This is a genomic window from Nonomuraea sp. ATR24 (genome assembly GCF_041950485.1).
Classification (GTDB): domain Bacteria; phylum Actinomycetota; class Actinomycetes; order Streptosporangiales; family Streptosporangiaceae; genus Nonomuraea; species Nonomuraea ceibae.
The window spans coordinates 548944-567141 of record NZ_JBGNUU010000001.1; the positions used below are offsets into that span (position 1 = coordinate 548944).

The 18198-nt window shown below is 72.8% G+C and carries 16 protein-coding genes; 2 read left to right on the top strand and 14 right to left on the bottom strand.

Annotated elements, in window-relative coordinates; all coding sequences use genetic code 11:
* Positions 1–241 precede the first annotated feature (241 nt).
* The 5 genes from ftsY to ACBI99_RS02635 all read right to left on the bottom strand — a co-directional run bounded on the left by ftsY (position 242) and on the right by ACBI99_RS02635 (position 6907).
* Entirely contained in the window at positions 242–1420 is a 1179-nt protein-coding gene (gene ftsY, locus ACBI99_RS02615; protein WP_375071598.1) for a signal recognition particle-docking protein FtsY, read from the bottom strand.
* 53 nt (positions 1421–1473) lie between these two features.
* Positions 1474–5157 (bottom strand): chromosome segregation protein SMC, encoded by a 3684-nt coding sequence (gene smc, locus ACBI99_RS02620; protein ID WP_375071599.1) that lies wholly within the window; start codon positions 5155–5157, stop codon positions 1474–1476.
* Between the two features lie 174 nt (positions 5158–5331).
* On the bottom strand, positions 5332–5526 hold the full coding sequence (locus ACBI99_RS02625) for a hypothetical protein (RefSeq protein ID WP_049556952.1): 195 nt from the start codon (positions 5524–5526) through the stop codon (positions 5332–5334).
* 190 nt (positions 5527–5716) lie between these two features.
* Positions 5717–5992, bottom strand: a complete 276-nt coding sequence (locus tag ACBI99_RS02630; protein ID WP_219507004.1) for an acylphosphatase — start codon at positions 5990–5992, stop codon at positions 5717–5719.
* 18 nt (positions 5993–6010) lie between these two features.
* Positions 6011–6907, bottom strand: a complete 897-nt coding sequence (locus ACBI99_RS02635; RefSeq protein WP_219507006.1) for a LysR family transcriptional regulator — start codon at positions 6905–6907, stop codon at positions 6011–6013.
* 89 nt (positions 6908–6996) lie between these two features.
* Between ACBI99_RS02635 and ACBI99_RS02640 the strand changes: the two genes are divergently transcribed.
* Positions 6997–8175, top strand: a complete 1179-nt coding sequence (locus ACBI99_RS02640) for an MFS transporter (RefSeq protein WP_375071600.1) — start codon at positions 6997–6999, stop codon at positions 8173–8175.
* On the opposite strand, the gene ACBI99_RS02645 is transcribed toward ACBI99_RS02640, so the two are convergent.
* From ACBI99_RS02645 to ACBI99_RS02685, 9 genes are all read right to left on the bottom strand, one after another.
* Complete coding sequence (locus ACBI99_RS02645; protein WP_219507010.1) at positions 8128–9648, bottom strand: amidohydrolase family protein; 1521 nt, start codon at positions 9646–9648, stop codon at positions 8128–8130. The two genes, ACBI99_RS02640 and ACBI99_RS02645, sit on opposite strands and share 48 nt — an antisense overlap.
* Before the next feature lie 106 nt (positions 9649–9754).
* A complete protein-coding gene (gene mutM / locus ACBI99_RS02650; protein ID WP_375071601.1) occupies positions 9755–10600 on the bottom strand; it encodes a bifunctional DNA-formamidopyrimidine glycosylase/DNA-(apurinic or apyrimidinic site) lyase in 846 nt (281 codons plus the stop codon).
* A 1-nt stretch (position 10601) separates the two neighbouring features.
* The gene (gene rnc / locus ACBI99_RS02655) at positions 10602–11315 is read right to left on the bottom strand and encodes a ribonuclease III (protein WP_308125831.1); all 714 of its coding nucleotides are present in this window, start codon (positions 11313–11315) and stop codon (positions 10602–10604) included.
* A gap of 221 nt (positions 11316–11536) precedes the next feature.
* On the bottom strand, positions 11537–11716 hold the full coding sequence (gene rpmF / locus ACBI99_RS02660) for a 50S ribosomal protein L32 (RefSeq protein WP_033409409.1): 180 nt from the start codon (positions 11714–11716) through the stop codon (positions 11537–11539).
* A gap of 1 nt (position 11717) precedes the next feature.
* The gene (locus tag ACBI99_RS02665) at positions 11718–12269 is read right to left on the bottom strand and encodes a DUF177 domain-containing protein (RefSeq protein WP_219507014.1); all 552 of its coding nucleotides are present in this window, start codon (positions 12267–12269) and stop codon (positions 11718–11720) included.
* Between the two features lie 68 nt (positions 12270–12337).
* Entirely contained in the window at positions 12338–12814 is a 477-nt protein-coding gene (gene coaD / locus ACBI99_RS02670; protein WP_219507015.1) for a pantetheine-phosphate adenylyltransferase, read from the bottom strand.
* 14 nt (positions 12815–12828) lie between these two features.
* Positions 12829–13407 (bottom strand): 16S rRNA (guanine(966)-N(2))-methyltransferase RsmD, encoded by a 579-nt coding sequence (gene rsmD / locus ACBI99_RS02675; RefSeq protein WP_219507016.1) that lies wholly within the window; start codon positions 13405–13407, stop codon positions 12829–12831.
* A gap of 545 nt (positions 13408–13952) precedes the next feature.
* Entirely contained in the window at positions 13953–16151 is a 2199-nt protein-coding gene (gene recG / locus ACBI99_RS02680) for an ATP-dependent DNA helicase RecG (protein WP_219507017.1), read from the bottom strand.
* 34 nt (positions 16152–16185) lie between these two features.
* Entirely contained in the window at positions 16186–17730 is a 1545-nt protein-coding gene (locus ACBI99_RS02685) for a DAK2 domain-containing protein (protein WP_375071602.1), read from the bottom strand.
* Between the two features lie 201 nt (positions 17731–17931).
* Here ACBI99_RS02685 and rpmB point away from each other — a divergent pair, with 201 nt between their 5' ends.
* Positions 17932–18117, top strand: coding sequence for a 50S ribosomal protein L28 (gene rpmB / locus ACBI99_RS02690; RefSeq protein WP_183656410.1), 186 nt, complete (start codon positions 17932–17934; stop codon positions 18115–18117).
* Positions 18118–18198: the final 81 nt, after the last annotated feature.

Here is an 18198-nt window from a genome sequence, read left to right on the forward strand (position 1 = left end):
CGCCAAGAGAATGGGCCGGCGCATCCACCGCAATGCGCCGGCCCTCTGCCATGGAGGAGGTTAGGCCGCGTGCTTCGGAGTCGCCGCTCCGGTCAGCTTGACGGTGCCCGGCTTGTGAACCACAACCTTCTTCATGTGCACTCATTCCAGGTCAAACGAAAAGGACCGCTCAATATCAACACGAAAGCGGTCAAACAACAAGGGATGACCTGGTAAGGGAAATTTCCTAGGGGTTTAAGGATCAATCGCCCAGGATGGCGTCGACGAACACCTCTGGGTCGAAGGGGGCCAAATCATCCGGACCCTCGCCCAACCCGACCAGCTTGACCGGGACACCCAGCTCCCGCTGGACCGAGATGACGATGCCGCCCTTGGCCGTGCCGTCGAGCTTCGTCAGCGCGATGCCCGTGATGTTGACCACCTCGGCGAACACCTGCGCCTGCCGCATCCCGTTCTGGCCCGTGGTGGCGTCGAGGACGAGCAGCACCTCGTCGACCGTGGCCTTCTTCTCGATGACGCGCTTGACCTTGCCCAGCTCGTCCATCAGGCCGGTCTTGGTGTGCAGGCGGCCCGCCGTGTCGACGATGACCACGTCGGCCTGCTCCTCGATCCCCCGGGCGGTCGCGTCGAAGGCCACCGAGGCCGGGTCGCCGCCCTCGGGACCGCGCACCACGTCGGCGCCGACCCGGTCGCCCCACGTCTGGAGCTGGTCGGCGGCGGCGGCGCGGAACGTGTCGGCCGCGCCCAGCACGACCTTCTTGCCGTCGCCGACGAGCGAACGGGCGAGCTTGCCGGTGGTGGTGGTCTTGCCGGTGCCGTTGACGCCCACGACCAGCACCACGGCCGGCCGCTCGCCGTGCTTGGCGGTGTGGAGGGTGCGGTCGAGGTCGGGGTTGACCTGGATGAGAAGCTGCTCACGCAGCAGCGCCCGCACTTCCTGCGGCGACCGGCTGCCGAGCACCTTGACCTTGGTGCGCAGCTCCTCGACCATGACCTGGGTCGGCGCGACGCCGACGTCGGCCGTGATCAGGCGCTCCTCGATCTCGTCCCAGACCTCGTCGTCGAGCCGGTCACGCGACAGCAGCTCCAGCAGGCCGCGGCCGAGCGCGCTCTGCGACCTGGCCAGCCGCGAGCGCAGCCGCACCATGCGTCCCTCGGACGGCGGCGGCACCTCCACGGGCGGCGCCACGACGGCGGGCTCGGCGGGCTTGGCCGGAGGCGGCAGCGTGGTGGTGGCGCCTTCGGCCTCGTCGGCCGAGGCGGGGCGCTTCTCCGGCTCCTCCGGGAGCGGCGGCGCCTCCGGAGGCTTGACGGGCGGCGGGGCCGCCTTGCCGCCCGGCCGGAAGAGCAGGAAGAGGCCGCCTGCCGCCACGAGGGCGACAAGCACCACGATCACTATGACGCCGAGGTAACCATCCACAAGATGTCAGTTTTCCAGATCGTCCGGCATGCTCATGCCCAAGGCCACGCCAATCACGCCGTTTCGCGCTCGCGAAGCCGCTGGCTGACGACCTGGGTGACGCCGTCGCCGCGCATCGACACGCCGTAGAGGGCGTCGGCGATCTCCATCGTACGCTTGTTGTGCGTGATGACGATCAGCTGCGAGCTCTGCCGCAGCTCCTCGAACAGCGTCAGCAGCCGCTGGGTGTTGGTGTCGTCGAGCGCGGCCTCGACCTCGTCCATGACGTAGAACGGCGACGGCCTGGCCTTGAAGATGGAGATCAGGAACGCGACCGCCGTCAGCGACCGCTCGCCGCCCGACAGCAGCGACAGCCGCTTGACCTTCTTGCCCGGCGGCCGCGCCTCCACCTCGATGCCGGTGGTCAGCATGTCGTCGGGGTCGGTCAGCACGAGCCGTCCGTCGCCGCCCGGGAACACCCGGCCGAAGATCTGCTCGAACTCGCGCGCCACGTCCTCGTACGCCGACGAGAACATCAGCTGCACCCGGTCGTCGACCTCCTTGACCACGGTCAGCAGGTCGCGCCGGGTCTTCTTCAGGTCCTCCAGCTGCGAGGTCAGGAACGCGTGGCGCTCCTCCAGCGCCGCGAACTCCTCCAGGGCCAGCGGGTTGACCTTGCCGAGCTGGTTCATCTGGCGCTCGGCGGCGCGGGCCCGCTTCTCCTGCTCCTCGCGCACGTACGGGACGGGCGGGTCGCCCGGCACCGGGGCGTCGGGGCCGTACTCGGTGAGCAGCGTGTCGGCCTCGACGCCGAACTCGTCCATGGCCCGCTGCTCCAGCTGCTCCAGCCGGAGGCGCTGCTCGGTGCGGGCCACCTCGCTGCCGTGGACCCGGTTGACCAGCTTGTCGAGCTCCTGGCTGAGCTCGCGCACGTGCAGGCGTACCTGCTTGAGCTCGGCGTCGACGGCGACGCGGGCGAGGTCGGCCTCGTCGCGCTCGCGGGCGGCGAGCTGGATGGAGGCCGCGAGGCTCGTCAGGACGCGCTTGGCGCCCTCGGCGACCGCCTGGGCCAGGACGGCCTGCTCACGGCGGCGGGCGCGCTGTGCGGCGGCCTGGGCGCGTTCCTGGCGCTCGCGGGCGGCGGCGCGGATGAGGCCGTCGGCGCGGCCCTCGACGCCCTTGACCCGCTCCTCGGCGGTGCGGACCTGGAGGCGGGTCTCGACCTCGCGCTGCCGGGCGCTCTCGCAGACGGCGGCGAGCTCGTCGCGGGCCTCGGTGGTGGGCTCGGTCTCCAGCTCCTGGGAGTATTCGGCCTCGGCCAGCCGGACCTCCAGCTCGGCCAGCTCCTCCAGGCCGTCGGCGCGGGCCTCGCGGGCGGCGGCGACGCTCTGGCCGAGCCGTTCGGCCTCGGCGCGGGCGGCCTCGGCCGCGGCCTCGAGCTGGGCCAGCCGCTTGGCGGCGGCGGCGTCGCGCTGGTCGGCCTCCCGCTGGCGGGCCCTGACCTGGTCGAGCGTGCCCTGCGCGGAGCTGACCCCGGACTGGGCGGCGCTGACCGCGCTCTGGGCCTCCGCGACGTGCGCCTGGGCGGCCTCGAACGCGGCCTGGGCGGCCTGCTCGGCGGCGACCGCCTCGGTCAGCGCGGCGGCGGTCTCCTCGGCCCTGGTCCTGGCGTCGGCCAGGTCGGCGACGGCGTCGTCGAGCGCGGCGCGGACCTGGAGCACGGACGTGCCGCCCTCGGACCCGCCGCCGGCGACGTGCGCGCCGACGAGGTCGCCCCCGACGGTGACGGCGCGCAGGGCGGGGTCGGCCTCGACCACCCGCCGCGCGGTCTCCAGGTCGTCGACCACGACGACCCCGCCCAGCACGTGGTCGAGGGACGCGCGCAGCCGGTCGGGCACGCTGACCAGCTCGGCCGCCCACCGCCCGCCGCCGGGCGCGCCGCCCGGCGAGCCGGGCCCGGCGCCGTCACGGGAGCCGGCGACCAGGAGGGTCGCCTGGCCCGCCTCCTTGACGCGCAGCAGCTCCAGCGCCTCGACGGCGGTGCCGAGCGACGTGACGGCGATGGCCTCGGCGACCGGCCCGAGCACGGCGGCGACGGCCACCTCGGCCCCGGGCGTCACCTGGAGGGACGCGGCGAGCGGCCCGAGCACGCCGGACAGATCGGCCTCCAGCAGGGCCGCGCCGCCGTCGCCCTTGGCCAGGCCCAGCTCCAGGGCGTCGCACCGGGCCTGGAGCGCGGCGACGGCCCGCTGCGCGTCCTGGTCGGCGGCACGTGCGGTGCCGACGCCCGACTTCGCGGCCTGGAAGGCGGCGCGGGGCGCGTCGAGCGCGGCCTTGGCCTCCTCGACGGCGGCGCGGGCCGCGTCGGCGGCCAGCTTGGCCTCCTCGACCAGCGCCTGCGCGGTGGCGAGCTCCTCGGCCAGCGCGGGGTCGGGGGCGGGCTCGTCGAGCCGCTGCGCCTCCAAATCCTCGCGGGCGCGCCGCTCGCGCTCGGCCGCGTCGGCGACCGCCCGCTCCAGCCGGCCGATCTCCTCCTCGGCGGCCCGTGACCTGCTCCGTACGGAGTCGACCTGGCCGCGGAGTTTGGCCAGGCCCTCGCGGCGGTCGGCGGCGGCCCTGGCGGCCATCGCCAGCCGGCGCTCCTCGGCGGCCAGCTCGGCCTCGGCGGCGGTGCGGCGCTCGACGGCGTCGTCGAGCAGCTCGCGGGCCTGCTCCAGCTCGGCCTGGAGGATCAGCTCCTGCTCGCGCGCCTCGGCGGCCTCGCGCTCCAGCTCTTCGGGCTCGCGGCCGCGGCGTTCGATGGAGGCGGCGTCGACGGCGTGGCGGTGGCGTTCGGCGGCGAGCTGGGCCAGGCCGGTGATGCGCTCGCGCAGCGACGACAGCCGGAAGTAGGTCTCCTGGGCGGCGCTCAGCCGGGGCTGCGCCTCGGCCTCGGCGGCCTCCAGCAGGGCCTCGCGCTGCTGGCCCTCGGCCAGCCCGGCCTCGACCTGGGCCCGCCTGGCGAGGATCGCGGCCTCGTCGGCGGCCTCGCGCTCCAGCGTGGCGCGCAGGATGCCGACGTCGTCGGCCAGCAGCCGCAGCCGGGCGTCACGCAGGTCGGCCTGGATGACGGCGGCCTTGCGGGCGATCTCCGCCTGGCGGCCGAGCGGCTTGAGCTGGCGGCGCAGCTCGGTGGCGAGGTCCTGGACGCGGGTGAGGTTGGCCTGCATCGCGTCGAGCTTGCGCAGCGCCTTCTCCTTGCGCTTGCGGTGCTTGAGGACGCCCGCGGCCTCCTCGATGAAGGCGCGGCGGTCCTCGGGACCGGCGTGGAGGACGGCGTCGAGCTGGCCCTGGCCGACGATGACGTGCATCTCCCTGCCGATGCCGGAGTCGGACAGCAGCTCCTGGATGTCGAGCAGGCGGCAGGTGTCGCCGTTGATCGCGTACTCGCTCTGGCCGGACCGGAACATCAGCCGGCTGATCGTGACCTCGGTGTAGTCGATCGGCAGGGCGCCGTCGGTGTTGTCGATGGTCAGCGTCACCTCGGCGCGGCCGAGGGGCGGCCGGGAGGAGGTGCCGGCGAAGATGACGTCCTCCATCTTGCCGCCGCGCAGCGACTTGGCGCTGTGCTCGCCCATGACCCAGGCCAGGGCGTCGACGACGTTGGACTTGCCGGAGCCGTTGGGGCCGACGACGCAGGTGATGCCGGGCTCGAAGCGGAGGGCGGTGGCCGAGGCGAAGGACTTGAATCCGCGCAGCGTGAGGGTCTTCAGGTACAAAGCGCGGACCCCCTACTCCTGGACGGAACTCCGGGAAAGCCTACTGGCCCCGGCTGCCCGTCGCTGGCGGGCGCAGTCAGGAGGTGAGGAGGGTCTTACGCAAAACAACGGTCCCGCGAAAAATAACAAGGGACGCCTCGGTGAGACGTCCCTGATCTTGCGCTCCGATCACTCTCAGGTGAGTGCCGGCTCGCGCTCCTGCATGCGGCTGATTGCCTCATCGCGGGTTTGCGCCGCAAGAGCGTCATTCTGGGCCTGGAGTCGGATGAGTTCTGCCTCCAGGTCACGGATCCGCTGCTGCAATCGCCGCATCTCCGAGACCATTCGAGGGTCAGGACCGCCGACGTGGCCGAGTAGAGCCTTCGCCATGGTAAAGGGTCCTCCACGCTGAGTGACCAGACTGGTTCGCGCACTTCTATTCCGCGGGAGGGGTGCGCGTGGTACCTAACAAGAGTCGCACCGGCCGTGTGGGCGGTCAAGTCGAACGCACCGCTCTGCCCTACCGACAGGCACTCCCGACATATAACTATACCCTATTTGAGCCGTTTAACGAAACGGGTCACCGCTCCACAAATCCGCCCAAGCTACCTCGGGGTTCGCTCCAGCGTTCCACTACTCCATCCACCCTGCCCGGCGTGTCGCAACCTCTGAGCAGGTCGAGGAGCTTGACGCACGACTCGCGCGGCCCCTCGGCGACGACCTCGACCCGGCCGTCGTCGGTGTTCCTGGCCCAGCCGGTCAGGCCCAGCTCCAGCGCTCTGGCCCTGGTCCACCAGCGGAACCCCACCCCTTGCACCCTGCCCCGCACCCAGGCGGTCATACGCGCGTCGTCCATGATTCCTCCCTGCTGACGTCATGCGGCCACGAGCCTCAGCGCGTGCCCGGCCGCCGCCCGCGCGAACGCCCTGATCGCCGCGGTCTCCGCCGCCTTGACCCAGGCCAGGCCGAGCACCGACGGCGGCAGCCCGGTGACCGGCACGAAGCTCACGTCGGGCCGCCTGTGGTGGGCCGCCGTCGGGGTGCAGAACAGCATGCCGCCCCGGCCGAGCGCCACCTGGGTCAGGCCCTCCTGGCTGGTGGCCACCGTACCTGCCTGGGGAATCGGCTGTCCGGAAGGGGTCACGCTGGGTGCCGCCCGCTCGCGCCACCCGCGCGGCGCGGGCCCGTCCAGCCCGATCAGCGGCACGCCGGCCAGCTCCTCCGCGCCGATGCTCACCCGTCCGGCCAGCGGATGGCCGGCGGGCAGCCCGAGGTGGTAGGGGACGCGGTTCAGGGCCTCGCCGGTCGCCAGGTCGGGCTCGTCCACCGGCAGCAGCGTGAACGCGACGTCGACCTGCCCGGCCCGCAGCCTGCCGAACGGGTCGGACAGCGGGATCTCCACCAGCTCGACCGACGAGCCGGGATGACGGCTCTCGAACGCCAGCACGCTGCCCGTGACCACGTCCGTCGGCGTGGCCAGGAACCCCACCCTGAGCACGCCCGTGACCTCCCGCGCCGCGGCCTTGGCCCGGCTCACGGCGCTCGCCAGCCCGGCGTAGGCGGGCCTCAGGTCGGCCAGGAACCGCTCGCCGAGCGGCGTGAGCCGCACCCGCCTGCTGGTGCGCTCGAAGAGCCTGCCGCCGATCCTGGTCTCCAGGGCGCGCATGAGCTGGCTCACCCTCCCCGGCGACAGGTAGAGGCGCTCGGCCGTGCGCGCGAAGTGCAGCTCCTCGCTCAGCACCACGAAGCACTCCAGCTCCCTGAACTCCATCCCCGCCTCCAGCATCGCTTAGCCTGCCTAAACCAAGGCTTCGCCGTTCGTCATTGTTCCCCACGCGCGCCGCCGCGAGGCTGAGCGGCATGACGACGACTGACGCACCCGCCGCCGCTCCGGCGCGCTGGCTCGCCGTGACCTCGGTCGCGGCGGGCACCTTCACCCTCGTGACCAGCGAGATGCTGCCCGTCGGCCTGCTGACCGAGATCGCCGCGTCGCTCGGCGTGTCGGACGGCACGGCCGGGCTGATGATGACGGCCCCCGGGCTGGTGGCCGCCGCCTCGGCGCCCGTGCTGGCGTTCACCACCCGGCGGCTGGACCGTCGGATCATGCTGCTGGCGTTGATGGCGTTGCTGGCGGCGGGCAACCTGATGGGCGCGCTCGCGCCGAACTACCCGGTGATGCTGGCGGCCCGGGTGCTGACCGGGGTGAGCATCGGCGGGTTCTGGGCCATCGCGGCCGGGCTGGGCCCGCGCCTGGTGCCGGAACGGGCGGTCGGCCGGGCCACCTCCGTCATCCTGTCCGGCGTGGCGGTGGCCTCGGTGCTGGGGGTGCCCGCGGCGACGTTCGTGTCGTCGTTCGCGGGGTGGCGCACGGCGTTCGCCGCCATGGGCGCCGGCGCGCTCGTCCTGCTCGCGCTGCTGGCCGCCACGCTGCCCCCGCTGCCGGGGACCGACAGCCGCGGCGCGCTGTCCGGCGCGTTCTCGGGGCCGCTCAGGCTCGTCCTCGTGCTGACCGTCCTGATCGTGGCCGGTCACTTCGCCGCCTACACCTACGTGCGGCCGTTCATGGAGCAGGTCACGCACGCCGGCCCGATGCTGGTCGGCGTCGCGCTCCTGCTGTACGGCGCGGCGGGCGTGGCGGGCAACTTCGCCGCCGGCGCGCGGGCCGCCAGGAACCCGGCGGCGGTCCTGATCACGCTGGTCGCGCTCATGGTCGCGGGCATGGCGGCGCTGCCGCTGATCGGCCTGCCGCTGGCCGTGCTCGTCGTCTGGGGTCTCGGCTACGGCGGCGTGGGCGTCACCCTGCAGCTGTGGATCATGCGGGCGGGCGGCGGCGAGCTGGGCACGGCGCTGTTCGTCGGCGCGTTCAACGTCTCCATCGCGCTCGGCGCGCTCGCCGGCGGCCGGGTGGCCGACGGCGTCTCGGTGACCGCCGTGATGTGGCTGGGCGCGGCGCTGACCGCGCTGGCGGCCGTCCTCATCGCCGTACGGGGCTCACGGGCGCAGCAGCCGGCCGTGACGCCCGCCGGTGAACACGCCTGACTCGACCACCACCCGGCCCTCCAGCAGGACGTGCACGATGCCCGTCGGCCGGGCGGACGGCTCGGCGTACGTCCCGGCGTGGCCCACGCTCTCCGGGTCGAACACGCACACGTCCGCGTACGCCCCCGGCACCAGGCAGCCCCGCCCGCGCAGCCCGAACTGGGCGGCGTTGGCCGAGGTCATCTTGCGCACCGCCTCCGCCCAGCCGACCACCCCGCGCTCGCGCACGTACACCCCGAGGAACCGGGGGAAGCACCCCCACGTGCGGGGATGCTCCAGCCCGGCCGGGGCGCCGTTGTCGGAGCCGATGCCGATCAGCGGGTCGGCCATGATCTCGGTCACGTCGGCCTCGGCCATCATCTCGACGACCATCTCGGCGGCCGGATCGGCCGACACCAGGTCGCACAGCGTCTCCCAGGCGTCGCCGGAGGCGGCCACGTCCGCGAGCGTGCGGCCGGCGTACCCCGGCTCGGCGTGCGAGGTGATCAGCACGCCCTCGGGGACGGCGTCGCGCCAGAGCCCGGAGCCCGAGCCGCCCGCCTCGGCGCGGGCCCGCAGCCGGGCCCGCTCGCCGGGCGAGGCGAGCGTGTCGCGCACGCCGCCGCCGGCCAGCGCGGCCGGCGGCAGCAGCGCCGCCAGGACGGTGGAGCCCGCCGTGTAGGGGTACTGGTCGCCGCGCACGTCCACGCCCGCCAGGCGGGCCTCACGCAGCTTGCCGAGCAGCATCCCGGCCCCGCCGTGGTTGGCGCGGCCGGCGACCTTGCAGTGCGACACCTGAAGGCGCACCCGCGCCCGCCGGGCGATCTCGACGGCCTCGTCCAGCGCCTGCCCCAGCGCCGACCCCTCGTCGCGCAGGTGAGTCGTGTACGGGACGCCGTAGCGGTGCGCGACCCTGGCCAGCGCCACCAGCTCGTCGGTGTCGCCGTAGCTGCCCGGCGGGTAGATGAGGCCGCTCGACAGCCCGCACGCGCCCGCCTCGAACGCCTCGGCGGCCAGCTCGCACATCCGCTCCAGGTCGCCGGGCCGCAGCTCCGGCTCGAACCCGGCCACCGCGCCGCGCAGCGTCGAGTGTCCGACCAGCGTGGCCACGTGGTTGGTCGGCCCGGCGTCGGCCACGGCCGCCAGGTAGCCGGCGAACGTCCAGTCGGGCACCCCGTCCCCGGTCAGCTCCTCCAGCCGGGAGGCGTCGGGCGCGTAGGAGAAGCCGCAGTTGCCGTTGATCTCCGTCGTCACGCCCTGGAGCAGCTTGAACGGCTGCGCCCGCGGCATGAGCGGCACCAGGTCGGAGTGCGCGTGCGGATCGACGAACCCGGGCGCGACCGCCAGCCCCGTCACGTCCAGCACCCTGCGGGCGGCGCCCAGGTCACGGCCGACGGCCACCACCCTGCCGCCCTCGACGGCGACGTCCGCCGTCACGGCCGCGGAGCCCAGCCCGTCGTACACCGAACCACCGCGCAACAGCAGATCCACCATGAGACCCACCCAACACCGTCAAGGCCGCCTCGCGCTTGGTGTCAGCGGCCCAACACCGGGCCCGAGGTTGGTCCGCTGCGACGATGATCGAGGCGACGCCACCGGATCAGCGCGGCCGCCGCTGGCACTTCGGGCAGGAGTAGGACGACCGGTTCATGAACGGCTCACGCCTGATCGGGGCGCCGCAGCGCGAGCAGGGCTGGTCCTGCCTGCCGTACACCTCCAGCGAGCGGTCGAAGTAGCCGCTCTCGCCGTTGACGTTCACGTACAGGCTGTCGAAGGACGTGCCGCCCTGCTGGAGCGCGGCGCCCATCACCTCGCGCACCGCGGCCACCAGCTCGGCGACCTTGGGCCGGGTGAGCGTCTGCGCGGGCCGCGCCCAGTGCAGCCGGGCCAGCCACAGCGCCTCGTCGGCGTAGATGTTGCCGACGCCGCTGATCAGCGACTGGTCGAGCAGCGCCCGCTTGATCTCCGTCTTCTTCGCGCGCAACGCCGCGGTGAAGGCGGCCTCGTCGAACGACTTCTCGAACGGGTCGGGCGCGATGTGCGCGATCGGCTCGGGCACCCCGCCCACCAGCGTGGTGAGCATCACGTGCCCGAACGTCCGCTGGTCGACGAAGCGCAGGTCGGAGCCGCCGTCGGCGAACCTGAGCCGCACCCGCAGATGCTTCTCCGGCGGCGCGTCCGGATCGACCACCAGCAACTGGCCGCTCATGCCCAGATGCGCCAGCAGCGCCTCCTCCGGCCCCGACAGCGGCAGCCACAGGTACTTGCCGCGCCGCTCGGCCGACTTGACCAGCCGCCCGCGCAGCCGCGCCGCGAACTCGTCGGCGCCCGGCAGATGACGCCGGATCGCGCGCGGGTGCAGCACCTCGGCGGAGGCGATCTCACGGCCGGTCACCCACTCCGCCAGACCGCGGCGGACGACCTCGACCTCGGGAAGCTCGGGCAACCTAGCCCGCCGGCTGGCTCTCGCGCTGCTCGCGGCGGGCCCGGATCCGGGTCCACGCCGCCTCGGCCGCCTGCTGCTCGGCCTCCTTCTTGCTGCGCCCGCTGCCCTCGCCGTAGGGCTCGCCGCCCACCCGCACCACGGCGGTGAACGACTTGGCGTGGTCGGGGCCGCTCTCCTCGACGTGGTATTCGGGCACGCCCAGCGCCTCGGAGGCGGTCAGCTCCTGCAGCGAGGTCTTCCAGTCGAGCCCGGCGCCCAGCGACGCCGACCGCACGATCAGCGGGTCGAACAGCACGTGCACGACCCGGAACGCCTCGTCCAGCCCCTTGTCGACGTAGACGGCGCCGATCAGCGCCTCCAGCGTGTCGGCCAGGATCGAGGACTTGTCACGGCCCCCGGTGCCCTCCTCGCCCCGGCCCAGCCGCAGGAACCGGCCCAGGCCCAGGCCGCGCGCCACGTCGGCGAGCGCGCGCATGTTGACCACCGCCGCCCGCAGCTTGGCCAGCTGGCCCTCGGGCAGATCGGGGTGGTTGCGGTAGAGCGTGTCGGTGACCACCAGGCCCAGCACCGAGTCGCCGAGGAACTCCAGGCGCTCGTTGGTGGGCAGGCCGCCGTTCTCGTACGCGTAGGAGCGGTGCGTCAGCGCCCGCTCCAGGATGTCGGAGTCCAGGGCGACCGCCAGGACCCGCTCCAGCTCTTCTCTGGCGACCTCCACGGCCACCGGCTTAGGACCTGCGCCCACGTGCTTTCCTCCTCGGAACATCTTCACCAGGCACGACGGCTGCGGAAGATGCCCGAAAACGTGGTGGGCGTCGGGGGGAACAGGCCCCGGCGTCCACCACGACCGCGGGCGAAACCGTAACCGCACGCATCTGAGACGGTAACGCCGACCGGGGCACAATGGCACCCGGTCGGCATCACGTCAACTCAGCGAGATCAGGCAGACGGCTCGATGACCTGACGGCGGTTGTAGGTGCCGCAGGTGGGGCACGCGATGTGCGGCTGCTTCGGCGAACGGCACTGCGGGCAGCTCACCAGGGCGACAGCAGTCGTCTTCCACTGGGAGCGACGGGCGCGGGTGTTGCTCCGCGACATCTTTCGCTTCGGGACGGCCACGTCACTTCTCCTGATCGTTATCGTTCTCGGTAACCAGACCTTGCAACGACGCCCAGCGGGCGTCGATCTTCTCGTGCCGGTGATCGTCGCCGGCCTCGGCCAGCTTGATCCCGCACTCCGTGCAGAGCCCCGGGCAGTCCTCGCGGCAGACGGGGCTCAACGGCAGTGCGAGCACCACCGCGTCACGGAACGTCGGCTCGAGGTCGAGCAGCTCTCCGTCGAGCAGCGAGTCGTCCTCCGAGGCGTCCTCGTCGGAGTAGAAGAACAGCTCCTGCAGGTCGACCTCGATCTCCGAGGTCAACGGGTCAAGGCACCGCGCGCACTCCCCGGCGAGCGGGGCCTGCGCCGTGCCCGAGACGAGCACGCCTTCCATCACTGCTTCGAGCCGGAGGTCCAGCTCGACTTCGGCGTCCTTGGGAACGCCGATCATGTCGACGCCGAGATCCGCCGGAGCCGGAAGGGTCAGGGTGATCTCTCGCATCGTGCCCGGCCGCTTTCCCAGGTCGTGAGTGGAGATCACCCAAGGGGAGCGGGGGTTGAGGTGCTGAGTCATCCTGCTCTCGCTAGGCATGGCGATAACGCCGTCGTACAAGGCCGAAATGAAAGGATACCAGGTCGCCGTCAGCCTCTGAGCCGCTCGACGAGCAGCTTGTGCACCAGGTCCGGCACCAGGCCGGACACGTCTCCGCCATAACGGGCGATCTCCTTCACCCGGCTCGACGACAGGAACGAGTATTCGGGGTTCGTCGGCATGAACAGCGTCTCCACGCCCGACAGCCGGTAGTTGAGCTGGGCCATCTGCAACTCGTAGTCGAAGTCGCTGACCACCCGGATGCCCTTGACGATCGCCGGGATGTCGTTCTGCTTGCAGAAGTCGACGAGCAGGCCGTGGAACTTCCTGACCTTGACGTTCGCGTATTCCTTGGTGACGGTCTGCAGGATGTCGATCCGCTCGTCGACCGTGAACAGGCTGCTCTTCTCGACATTGATCAGTACGGCCACCGTCACCTCGTCGTACAGCCGGGCGGCCCGGCCGATGATGTCGAGATGACCGTTGGTGATGGGGTCGAACGACCCCGGGCAGACAACGCGGCGCAACACGCCTCCCAGGTCTACGGGTGGTCTACGGTTTCCCCGGCGGCGCGACCGTACCAAACGGACGCTTCACCATATCGACGGACCCTCTCCTCAACGTACCCGTCAGGCCACATCAGGGCCTTCCCCCTGCTTTCCCTCTCGAAAGCCACCAAAGCCCCCGGGACCAGCCACCCGTTGTCCCGCAACGCCACCAGCACCCGCCCCACCTCGTCATCCGACACCGCGTACGGCGGATCCGCGAACACGATGTCGAACGGCTCCTCCCCCGCCCTGGCCAGCACCCGCTCCACCCGATCGGCCACCACCCGCGCCCCGGCCAGACCCAGCGACGCCACGTTCGACCTGATGACCCGCACCGCCTTCGGGTCCGACTCCACCAGCACCGCCTCCGCCGCCCCCCGCGACAGCGCCTCCAGCCCCACCGCCCCCGACCCGGCGTACAGATCCATCACCCGCGCCCCGTCGAGCCCGTACAGCGAGTCGAGCGTCAAGAAGACGCCTTCCCTGGCCCTGTCACTGGTCGGCCTCGTCCCGCGCCCCGGCGGCGTCTCCAACCGGCGCCCACCCGCGCTCCCCGCGATGATCCGAGTCATGCGCCCCATTGTTCCGCATGTCCGCCCAGGTCAAGAGTGGACAAGTGTCTGCCTCGACTGCGCAAGGGTGATTCACATCGGGGGGCCCAGTGAGCAAGATGAGTCCTGCGGCCTTCGAGGTGACCCACATGAAGGCCGACCGGCGTGATCGTGAGCCCTTCCGCACGCCGGTTCCCTCGGCACCTGACCCGAGGGTGGGCCCAGCCGGGGACGGCATTCGGGGGGAGGCCGTCCCCGCGGCTGGGCCCTGGGGCACCCCCTCCCCACACACCTGACGGCGCCGTCCGCCCGTGCCTCAACCCTTGGCCCTTCCACGGCCCCAGCCCCTGACCCGTCCGCGCCGTACGCCTTGCGCCGACCTCCGCCGTACGCCCCCTCGCCGCACCGGCGCCCGGGATGGTGTGACCTCCGCACGGGGCCGTCCCCGCGCCTCCCCTCCCAACGCGCATGCCCCGCCCGGCAGGCCCCAGCTTCCCCCGTCCTCGCCGTACGCCCTCTCGCAGCACCGGCGCCGGTAGGCGGGGCGGGGTTTACTCCTTGGCGGGTTAGGTCTTCTCCAGGTATTCGGCGCGTTCGTCGGCCAGGAGGCGGTCGATCTCGGCGCGGAGGCCGGGGTGGGTGGTGAGGGCGGGGTCGGCGGCGAGGAGGGCGGCGGCCTCGTCGCGGGCCGTGGCGATGACGTCCTCGTCGCGCAGCAGTTGCAGCATCTTGAGCGACGACCGTTTGCCCGACTGGGCGGCGCCGAGGACGTCGCCCTCGCGGCGCTGTTCCAGGTCGACGCGCGAGAGCTCGAACCCGTCGAGGGTCGCGGCGACGGCGTCGAGGCGGGCGCGGGCGGGGGTGTTCTCCGGGAAGTCGGACACCAGCAGGCACAGCCCGGGCAGCCCGCCCCGCCCGACGCGCCCGCGGAGCTGGTGGAGCTGGGAGACGCCGAACCGGTCGGCGTCCATGATGATCATCACCGACGAGTTGGGCACGTCGACGCCGACCTCGATCACCGTGGTCGCCACCAGGATGTCGATCTCGCCCCGGCTGAACGACCGCATGATGGCGTCCTTCTCCTCGGGCGGCAGCTTGCCGTGGAGGACGGCCACGCGCAGGTCGTGGAAGGGCCCTTCGGACAGCATCTCGGCCACCTCCAGGACGGCCAGCGGCGGCCGGCGCTCCTCGTCGGCGGAGGCGGAGCCGGAGTTGGAGTCGGAGGGGGCCAGGTCGCCCTCGTCGCCTTCCAGGTCGCCGATGCGGGGGCAGACGATGTACGCCTGCCGGCCGAGGGCGACCTCTTCGCGGACCCGGGCCCAGGTGCGTTCGAGGTAGTGGGGCTTCTCGGCGGCGGGGACGACGTGGGTGGTGATGGGCGCCCGCCCGGAGGGGAGCTGGGAGAGCGTGGAGACTTCCAGGTCGCCGAAGACGGTCATGGCGACCGTGCGCGGGATGGGGGTGGCGGTCATGACGAGGACGTGGGGCCGGGCGTCGCCGGCCTTCTCGCGGAGCGCGTCGCGCTGCTCGACGCCGAAGCGGTGCTGTTCGTCGACGACCACGAGGCCGAGGTCGGCGAACTGGACGTGCTCCTGGAGCAGGGCGTGGGTGCCGACGACGATCCCGGCGGTGCCGGAGGCGGCGTCGAGCAGGGCCGCGCGCCGGGCGGCGGCTCCCATCGAGCCGGTGAGCAGGGTGACGGCGGTGCCGCCGAACATGCCGCCCTGCGCCAGGTCGCCCAGCATGCCGCTGATCGAGCGGTGGTGCTGCTGGGCGAGCACCTCGGTCGGGGCGAGCAGCACGGCCTGGCCGCCCGCGTCGACGACCTGGAGCATGGCGCGCAGCGCGACGACGGTCTTGCCGGCGCCGACCTCGCCCTGGAGCAGCCGGTGCATGGGGTGCTCCAGCGCCAGGTCGGCGGCGATCTCCTCGCCGACGGCCGCCTGCCCCTCGGTGAGCGAGAACGGCAGCCGCGCGTCGAAGTCGGCCAGCAGGCCGCCGTCGCGGCGCGGGCGTGGCTTGGCCGGCCACGCGGTGGCCGCCTGCCTGCGCTGCAGCAGCACGGCCTGGAGCAGGAACGCCTCGTCGAACTTCAGCCGTTTGCGGGCCCGCTGCACGTCACCGAAGTCCTTCGGCCGGTGGATCGCCGTCAGCGCGTCGTCGAGCCCCGGCAGCGCGTGGCGGGCGCGCAGGTCGGCGGGCAGCGGGTCGTCGAGCGGGCCGAGCGTGTCCAGCATCATGCCGATGGCCCGCCGGATCGCCCACGGGGTGAGGTCCTTGCCCGCCGGGTAGATGGGCACCGGCGCCGCCGCGAAGTCCTCGGCGCTCGCCTCGCCCTCCTCGAACAGCTCGAACTCGGGGTGGGCGAGCTGCCAGCGCGGCTTGCCCCGCGCCCCGAACAGCCCCACCTTGCCGGCGAACATGCCGCGCCGGCCCGGTTTGAGCCGCGACTCGGCCACGTGGGAGCCCTTGCCGAAGAACGACAGGTAGATCTTGCTGCCGCTGCCGTCGACGACCTCGACCTCCAGCCAGGTGCCGCCGCGGTTGCGCATCGGCTTGCGCATCAGCCGGGTGACCTCGCCCACCACGGTCACGTGCTCGTCGACCTCCAGGGCGTCGAGCGAGGTCAGCTCGCCGCGCTCGGCATAGCGCCGGGGATAGTGGCGCAGCAGGTCGCCGACCGTCTCCAGGCCGAGCACGGTGTGCAGCAGCTTGGCGGTCTTCGGGTCGAGCGCCTTCGTCAGAGGCTCGTCGAAACGGCTCACGCCACCTAGTTCTACCGCTTGCGGCCGACAGGAATCACTCGACGCCGATGAGCAGCGGGTAGCCGTCCTGCTCCCCCTGGTAGACGACGAGGTCGACGTCGGGCCGTACGCGCGAGAGATGCCCGGCCACGTGATCGGCGAGCAGGGCCGGGGCGCGGGCGCCCGTGACGAGGGTCACCAGCTCGCCGCCGCCCGCCACCATCCGGTCCACGACGAGCGTGGCGACGCCGTCGAGCGTGTCGCCGATCATGGCCACGTCGCCGTCGATCAGCCCGAGCACGTCGCCGGGGCGGCACAGGCCGGCGCTGGTGACGGCCTCCTGGTCGGCCAGCGCGAGGTGGCCGTGGCGGGTGTGGCCGGCGGCGTCGGTCATGGCGACCACGTCGTCGTCGAAGCGCCGCAGCGGGTCGTGCACGGCGAGCGCGGCCAGGCCCTGCACGGTCGCCCTGGTCGGCAGCACGCTCACCGCGACGCCGTCCTCGCGGGCGATCTCGGCGGCGGCGGAGGCGACGGCTCCGGCGGCCTCGTCGTTCGGGAGCACGACGACCTCGTCCCCGGCCTGCCGGATGGCGGCGAGCATGGCGGGCAGGGCCGGCCTGCCGCCGGGCTCGCGCCGGACGACGACCGCGCCGCACTCCTCGAACAGCGCCGCGATCCCGTCGCCCGCGGCGACGGCCACCACGCCCCGGCCGGGTCCGGCGCGGTGGGTGCGCTCGGCCAGGTAGGTGATCCTGATGCGGTGGGGGCGGCCGGCCCGCAGCCCGGCCTCGACGGCCGGGCCCGCCTCGCCGACATGCACGTGGACGTTCCACAGCCCCTCGCCGCCGACCACGACGAGCGACTCGCCCATGGCGTCGAGCTCCGTACGCAGCCGGGCGACGGCCTCGTCGTCGGCGTCGAGCAGGTACATGACCTCGTAGCCCGCGCCCACCTCGGTCATCGGCGACACCCGGGCGGTCGGTCCGGGCACCTCGTAGCGCTCCCGGTGGACGCCGGTGATCACCGCGGCGAGCGTCTCCAGCACGATCGCCAGCCCGGCGCCGCCCGCGTCGACGACGCCGCTGCGGGCCAGCACGTCGAGCTGGTCGGGGGTACGGCGCAGCGCCGCGCGGGCGGCCTCGGCGGCGCGGCGCGCGACCTCGCCGGGCCCGCTCCGCAGGTCCTGTACGGCCTGCGCGGCGGCGGCCAGCACGCTCAGCACCGTGCCGTCGACGGGCCTGGCGACGCTCTGCCTGGCGAGCGCGGCTGCCCTGGCCAGCCCGGCACGCAGGTCGGAGCCGTCCTTCAGCACCTCGGCCAGCCCGCGCAGCGCCTGGCTGACGATGACCCCGGAATTGCCGCGCGCCCCGACCAGCGCCCCGTAGGAGAGCGTCTGCCACACGACCTCGGCGCCCACGTCGTCGGGCAGCGACTCGACCGCCTCGGCCGCCGACAGCATCGTCAGGTGCAGGTTCGTGCCGGTGTCGCCGTCGGCCACCGGGAACACGTTGAGCGCGTCGAGCTCGCCCCTGGCCCTGCCGAGCGCGTCGGCGGCCAGCCGGGCCCAGCGTCGCACCGCGGGCGGGTCGAGATCCTCCATGTGCGCGCTCCGGCCTCCCCGCGTGCGCTACCGTTAATCGAGGAGAATATCGCCGTGTCCGGCGTCGTCCAGTGGTGATCGAGTTCGCCGTGGTGGTGCGGATCGGATATTCTCGTCTGGCTGGCCGGTTGTCCCGGCATGCCCTCCGCCCGACGAACATCAGCGGACCGGGCTACATCGACTGTTTTAAGGAGCGATACCGTGGCTTCCGTCTGCGATGTCTGCCGCAAGGGGCCGACCTTCGGCAACAACGTGTCCCACTCTCACCGCCGCACCCGCCGTCGTTGGAACCCCAACATCCAGACGGTTCGCGCGGTCGTCGGCGGCACGCCGAAGAAGATGAACGTGTGCACCTCGTGCATCAAGGCGGGCAAGGTCACCCGCTAACCCACGCTCTGTCGAAGGCCCGCCGCTCACCCGAGCGGCGGGCCTTCGTCGTGCCCGCCGAGCGGCAAGGCCCGCCGTACG

Coding starts and splice junctions, on each gene's coding strand:
- rsmD (WP_219507016.1), bottom strand. CDS start 13,407: ATGACTCGGATCATCGCGGGGAGCGCGGGTGGGCGCCGGTTGGAGACG.
- ACBI99_RS02685 (WP_375071602.1), bottom strand. CDS start 17,730: ATGGAGGATCTCGACCCGCCCGCGGTGCGACGCTGGGCCCGGCTGGCC.
- ACBI99_RS02635 (WP_219507006.1), bottom strand. CDS start 6,907: ATGGAGTTCAGGGAGCTGGAGTGCTTCGTGGTGCTGAGCGAGGAGCTG.
- ACBI99_RS02630 (WP_219507004.1), bottom strand. CDS start 5,992: ATGGACGACGCGCGTATGACCGCCTGGGTGCGGGGCAGGGTGCAAGGG.
- ACBI99_RS02665 (WP_219507014.1), bottom strand. CDS start 12,269: ATGACTCAGCACCTCAACCCCCGCTCCCCTTGGGTGATCTCCACTCAC.
- ACBI99_RS02645 (WP_219507010.1), bottom strand. CDS start 9,648: ATGGTGGATCTGCTGTTGCGCGGTGGTTCGGTGTACGACGGGCTGGGC.
- ACBI99_RS02625 (WP_049556952.1), bottom strand. CDS start 5,526: ATGGCGAAGGCTCTACTCGGCCACGTCGGCGGTCCTGACCCTCGAATG.
- ACBI99_RS02640 (WP_375071600.1), top strand. CDS start 6,997: ATGACGACGACTGACGCACCCGCCGCCGCTCCGGCGCGCTGGCTCGCC.